This window comes from Falsihalocynthiibacter sp. S25ZX9 (genome assembly GCF_041205405.1).
In the GTDB taxonomy this organism is placed as follows: domain Bacteria; phylum Pseudomonadota; class Alphaproteobacteria; order Rhodobacterales; family Rhodobacteraceae; genus Falsihalocynthiibacter; species Falsihalocynthiibacter arcticus.
Window position 1 is genome coordinate 1 of sequence record NZ_JBGFCD010000043.1, and the last position, 4688, is coordinate 4688.

Sequence of the window (4688 nt, forward strand, 5' to 3'; positions counted from 1 at the left end):
ATTACAAAAACTGGGATGCGAACTAAGGCAAAATGCCTAAGCGTCGCGGGATGGAGCAGCCCGGTAGCTCGTCAGGCTCATAACCTGAAGGTCGTCAGTTCAAATCTGACTCCCGCAACCAAAAAAATAACATATAAAACAACGACATAACGCCCCTTGGGGCGCTTTTGGCGTTCGGCTCGGTTGGGGCGGTGCTACAACGGTGCTACGGTTGGGAGCAAACATAAGCACCGTGGAAGCACCCGAAAACCGATTCCCCGATAAACACGCTGCAAATCCGCCGTCGGCACGCGGAACGCTCGGTGCCGGATGACGCAGCTACAAATAGCCTCGCAAATTGAGTGAATTTGAAAGGTGCCAAAAAGGACCGTTCTGACCGATAAGTTTTTGTCAGCGAAGTGGGGTATGATCAATCCACCGTCGGTACTGTCAGCACTGGCAGCCACGTGATCATTTAATCACGGTGTGGACTGCTAGATAGCACAGAAATTCTTGTACATTGCGAAACGATAGCTGAAGTACTTTCAACTATGTTAGAGACGGTACTGGCACACCCCTATAAAGTATCAAATCAAAACGGCGGTATTATGAATAAATTAGCATTCCCAAGTGTAGCTGCTGGAATAATTATTACTCTCAAAGTATTTTTCGAAGAACAAATTTCAGCACTGCCCGATTGGGTGAAACTGCTATTCCCTTTGGTAGTATTCGGAAGTCTTGTGGCAATTGCAATTTACTTTATTTTTCCTGATTGGAAAGAATCATCCAACGAAAAAATAGAAAAAATGGGGGCACCTAAAACTGACCAAGTGATACATCCGTCGAAAAATGAGGTTTCTGATAAAGGTCAAGATTTCTTGGACAGGTTGAATCGGATTGATTCCGTAGACGCGACATATGTTCACAGCCTTATGCAATTGACGGATGAAGTTTTTGAGAAAATCCTGGGAAAATATAGCCAATACAAAAGATTTGACTCTCATAATGTCGAGGTATTTTGCGTTTCAATAGTGGTAACTGCCGTAATGGTTAGTGATTTGCCGGAAAAGGAACGCCTTGAGATTGTTGATATATATTTGGGCTTAGTTGCGCATAATATTGGGGTGAGAACCAATGGAATTGATGAAAACCTTCTAAGGGCCGAGATGAAAAGTGTATGCGCTGGATATCTGGCTCCGATTGTTAATATCGCCGCGAGCTTAGATTTCAAAGATGATGAAGCTTATAAATTGGTTTGCACGGTAGACGGAATAGCGGGTGTGGAACGCGACGAAATAGACCGGAGACTTGCGTCGGTAGTTTTTAAAGCAACGGCGTTTGATGTGATCCGCTTCGTCGGTGGACTTACGGACACGTCACCAACGAATTCTATCTAGCCTAATCCTTTTCCTAAGAAACGAAGGACAACCCCAGAATTCAATCGTTACGTAGAGAAACTCCCGACCCATTGGGCCGAGACTTTTTCTTTTCTCTAAGTTTGATGTTCTCGCTCAACCAGAAGCGATCTGGATCACCCGCACCCCTGTTTTGCCCTCGCGGCTGAAGCTCATAGTGATGTCACGCCGCCGTAAAACGGGCTGAACCCTTCGGAGGGCCGCGCCAAACCGTGCCTCTGATCGCGGAAAGCTGTGGCTGTCTTCCGTGAGCGCAGGAAAGCACACGCGCAGCTTTTGCCGAAGTTCTGTTGCTGTGCCGCTCCATGTGCGTTGCTGTTCGATCAAGGATAGGATCGAAAGGGCGACGGGGTTGGATTCAACCGCGGCTTGGTCACTTTGGGCGCGATTGGCGCTGTAGGAGTCCAGAAACGCCCCCTGTGGCCATCCAAGGGTCCCTTCGGCAGCTACGACCCATTTTGCGAAGTCTGCCATTCTAGGGGCCTCTGTGAGCGTCACAGTGTCGATCCGCCCAAGAGCGCAAGCAACGGCATCCAATAACGCCCCAAGGATAAACGGCTTGGCCTTTTCAAACTCCCGATTGAAGCTGCCCAAAGATTGGCGCTTGCTTGGCGGAATGGCGGGCAGATGTATGCCGATGGCGCGATCTGCGAGATCGGGTCGTGCGGCGAGGTCTGGAATACCGTTGAGCAAGCAAGGCCGCGTCGCGTTAAACAGCACTTCGTCGCTGTCTGTGTGCAGCTTGCGGGTGCCGAAACCGCCGCCCGTAGCAATCCGACAAAAGGCATCGGCCATCGAGGGGCGGATGGTTGAGAGATTGTCAAAGCTCAGAACATGGTTGTGCATCGCGGCGATGACTAAATCTTGCTCAGAGTTGGGTGTGCTGCGCGTACTGGGGCTTGCAGGGTCAATCAGATCGCGCAGGGTTTGCGCCGTGGTGCTTTTGGCGCTGCCTTGCTCGCCTGAGAGGATCAAAATTGGGTAAGGGCCTTTGGGATGGAAACACCCTAAGAGCCACGCGACCAACATCTGGAAATCCGCCTCAGTTTCCACATTCAGAAACTTGCGTAGCAGGTTGATCCCGTCGGGATGGCGTTCCGGTGTGGGAAGCGCTTGCATCGCGTGCGATCTGCGAAACCGTGCGGGGGAATGATCGACGACTTGCCAGCCCTCGGAGGTGATGGCGATGGTTTGCCAGTCTTCATTTCCAAGATCGAGATAGAGCGTGCGCCCGATGGAAGCCACGCGACTAAAGACGGGATGCGTCTCACCTTCAAATCGCGCCATGCCTTCGAGCATCCGGCGCTTGTCATCCAGCGCGGCGTTCGACGGGGCTTTGCCTTCGGATTTGTAATGCGCGTAGGAAAGATAATTGCGTAACGTTGTGGACCCAAGCGGCCAATGCTCAAAATGGCCTTTGCTACGTATCGTTACGTAGGGTTCGCCCTGCGGGGTTTTCCATAACTCAAGGTCGTCCACATTGGCAGTTTGTTCGTACGTATCGTTACGTAGGGAATCTGTTTGCGAATTTTCCGTATCGTACGTAGGGAATTGGTTATCGTTTACGGCAGGTTTGGTCTGCGCCTGTACGTAAGGAATCGTAGCGTTAGGGAGGTTACAAGCGACGCTATTTGCCAAGGCGTCAATCTCGCTACATCCCCAGCCTGCGGCGATGGCATCTGCCACGTCCCAGCCCTTCGGCAAGATTGTCGAAAGCAGATCACGCGGGTCGTGCGTCTTCACCAACTCCGCGCTGATCGGCAGGATGATCGGCGTCGCCTTATGGCGGGTCAGAAGTTGCTCTGCCAGTTGCGCAGCATATTCCTGCCCCGGCTGGTCGTGATCCGGCCAAATGATGACAGTGCGCCCTGCAAGCGGGGTGAGGTCTGTTTTGGAGAGGGCCTTACTACCGCCAAAGCTGGTCGAGGTCAGATAGCCCAAAGCGGTGAGCGCGTCCGCGCACTTCTCGCCCTCAACCCAAATTACGGGTTGATCTAGGTCCGCCTGCGCGATCCGATCAAGGTTGTAGATCGGGCGCGATTGCGGTGCTTTCCAAGTGTCTTGGGCCACGTCATAGGGCAGGAAGAACTTCCCTCCGTCCCTCCGCTCAAACCGATTGGCGACCAAGACAGGTTTGCCCAATGTATTGCGGTAAATGTGTTGTGTGTCAGCGGTACCTGCTTTGGGATGATGCACTGGGATAACGGAACTCATGCTTGTACCCCGAAACGCTGTGCAAGGACGCGGGCGGCTTGCCCTTGGCGCAAACCGTTGAGATAGGCAAAGAGGCTGATCGCATCGCCGCCACGATCACCTGTCGCAAAATCTGCCCACAGGCCATTGTCCATGTTGATCCGAAACGATCCACGCGAGCGATCTGCACGGGTTGGATTGAGCGCTACCCATTCGTGGCCCATAACGCGGCCATCGGGCAACCATTCCGATAAGAGGCTGCGCAGATGCGCTTGGCTGAGAGCGGCAATGGCCGCAAACTCAATCGGTTTCCAGTTATCAGTCATTTGCAACCACCTCCCGAAGACGGGAAATCTCAAAGGCGTCGACATCGCCTGCACGATAGCGGACCAAGCGGCCAACTTTGACGTAGGCGAGCGGGTAGCGTTTGGTGCAGCGCCATGTGGCGAGCGTTGTTGTCGATATGCCAAGGCGTACCGCAACATCTTTAGGAGTCAGCAGGATTTGTGTTTTATGTTTTTCGATCATGTTCTTTCCTTTCAATGATAAGCAATGAAGGATTATTTAGAGCAAAATAATGTTTGCAACTGACAACAAGCAACAACCCTAAACTGAAAACCTACGTAGGCTTTTGACTATGGGTTTCTGCGGCCAAATATGGCAAAATTATGTCGGAACCTCTCGCAAGACGGTCACAACATTTGCACGCGTTATGTTTGGATCAAGCTTTTGCGCGATCAGAAGAACCGCTTCCACGGCATAGGATTCGTTTTGTTTGGTCTTGGCGCTGTATTTGCCTGCGGTGAACGGGCGCGGCGAGTTCCTCAGCCAGTAAGGGCGAAACGCCAGAGCCAATGCCATCAAGGGAGCGCTATCGCGCTTCTTGGGACGCCGCGCCCAATCCTTAAGCCTTTCTTCGTGAACTCCGTTCGCCAACTCTGAGACTTGAAAATGTGCTAAGTGATTTGTGGCTTGGGGGGCAGTTTGGAGCTGTCGCGCTTTAGTGCCGCCCCAAGTGCTCGTTTAAGCCACTTTCCGTTCGAAAGCGACGGGACTTTTCCATCCCAGTGCTGAATGGCGCCGTCGCGGATTGTAGAACCC

5 protein-coding genes and 1 tRNA gene are annotated in these 4688 nt (G+C 52.2%); 2 read left to right on the plus strand and 4 right to left on the minus strand.

The window, feature by feature from the left end; genetic code table 11:
* The first annotated feature begins 44 nt into the window (after positions 1-44).
* Positions 45-121: transfer RNA gene (locus AB9F29_RS21035), tRNA-Met, on the plus strand.
* A gap of 409 nt (positions 122-530) precedes the next feature.
* Complete coding sequence (locus AB9F29_RS21040; protein ID WP_369757139.1) at positions 531-1376, plus strand: hypothetical protein; 846 nt, start codon at positions 531-533, stop codon at positions 1374-1376.
* A 114-nt stretch (positions 1377-1490) separates the two neighbouring features.
* On the opposite strand, the gene AB9F29_RS21045 is transcribed toward AB9F29_RS21040, so the two are convergent.
* From AB9F29_RS21045 to AB9F29_RS21060, 4 genes are all read right to left on the minus strand, one after another.
* Positions 1491-3608 carry a hypothetical protein gene (locus tag AB9F29_RS21045; RefSeq protein ID WP_369757140.1) on the minus strand — a complete coding sequence of 706 codons (2118 nt, stop codon included), beginning with the start codon at positions 3606-3608 and terminating at the stop codon, positions 1491-1493.
* Positions 3605-3913: a hypothetical protein gene (locus AB9F29_RS21050; RefSeq protein ID WP_369757141.1), complete on the minus strand. Its 309-nt coding sequence runs from the start codon at positions 3911-3913 to the stop codon at positions 3605-3607. The genes AB9F29_RS21045 and AB9F29_RS21050 overlap by 4 nt, the downstream gene beginning before the upstream one ends.
* Positions 3906-4115, minus strand: a complete 210-nt coding sequence (locus AB9F29_RS21055; RefSeq protein WP_369757142.1) for a helix-turn-helix transcriptional regulator — start codon at positions 4113-4115, stop codon at positions 3906-3908. The genes AB9F29_RS21050 and AB9F29_RS21055 overlap by 8 nt, the downstream gene beginning before the upstream one ends.
* A 138-nt stretch (positions 4116-4253) precedes the next feature.
* A complete protein-coding gene (locus AB9F29_RS21060; RefSeq protein WP_369757143.1) occupies positions 4254-4448 on the minus strand; it encodes a hypothetical protein in 195 nt (64 codons plus the stop codon).
* Positions 4449-4688 lie beyond the last annotated feature (240 nt).

Coding starts and splice junctions, on each gene's coding strand:
- AB9F29_RS21040 (WP_369757139.1), top strand. CDS start 531: ATGTTAGAGACGGTACTGGCACACCCCTATAAAGTATCAAATCAAAAC.
- AB9F29_RS21045 (WP_369757140.1), bottom strand. CDS start 3,608: ATGAGTTCCGTTATCCCAGTGCATCATCCCAAAGCAGGTACCGCTGAC.
- AB9F29_RS21050 (WP_369757141.1), bottom strand. CDS start 3,913: ATGACTGATAACTGGAAACCGATTGAGTTTGCGGCCATTGCCGCTCTC.
- AB9F29_RS21055 (WP_369757142.1), bottom strand. CDS start 4,115: ATGATCGAAAAACATAAAACACAAATCCTGCTGACTCCTAAAGATGTT.
- AB9F29_RS21060 (WP_369757143.1), bottom strand. CDS start 4,448: ATGGCATTGGCTCTGGCGTTTCGCCCTTACTGGCTGAGGAACTCGCCG.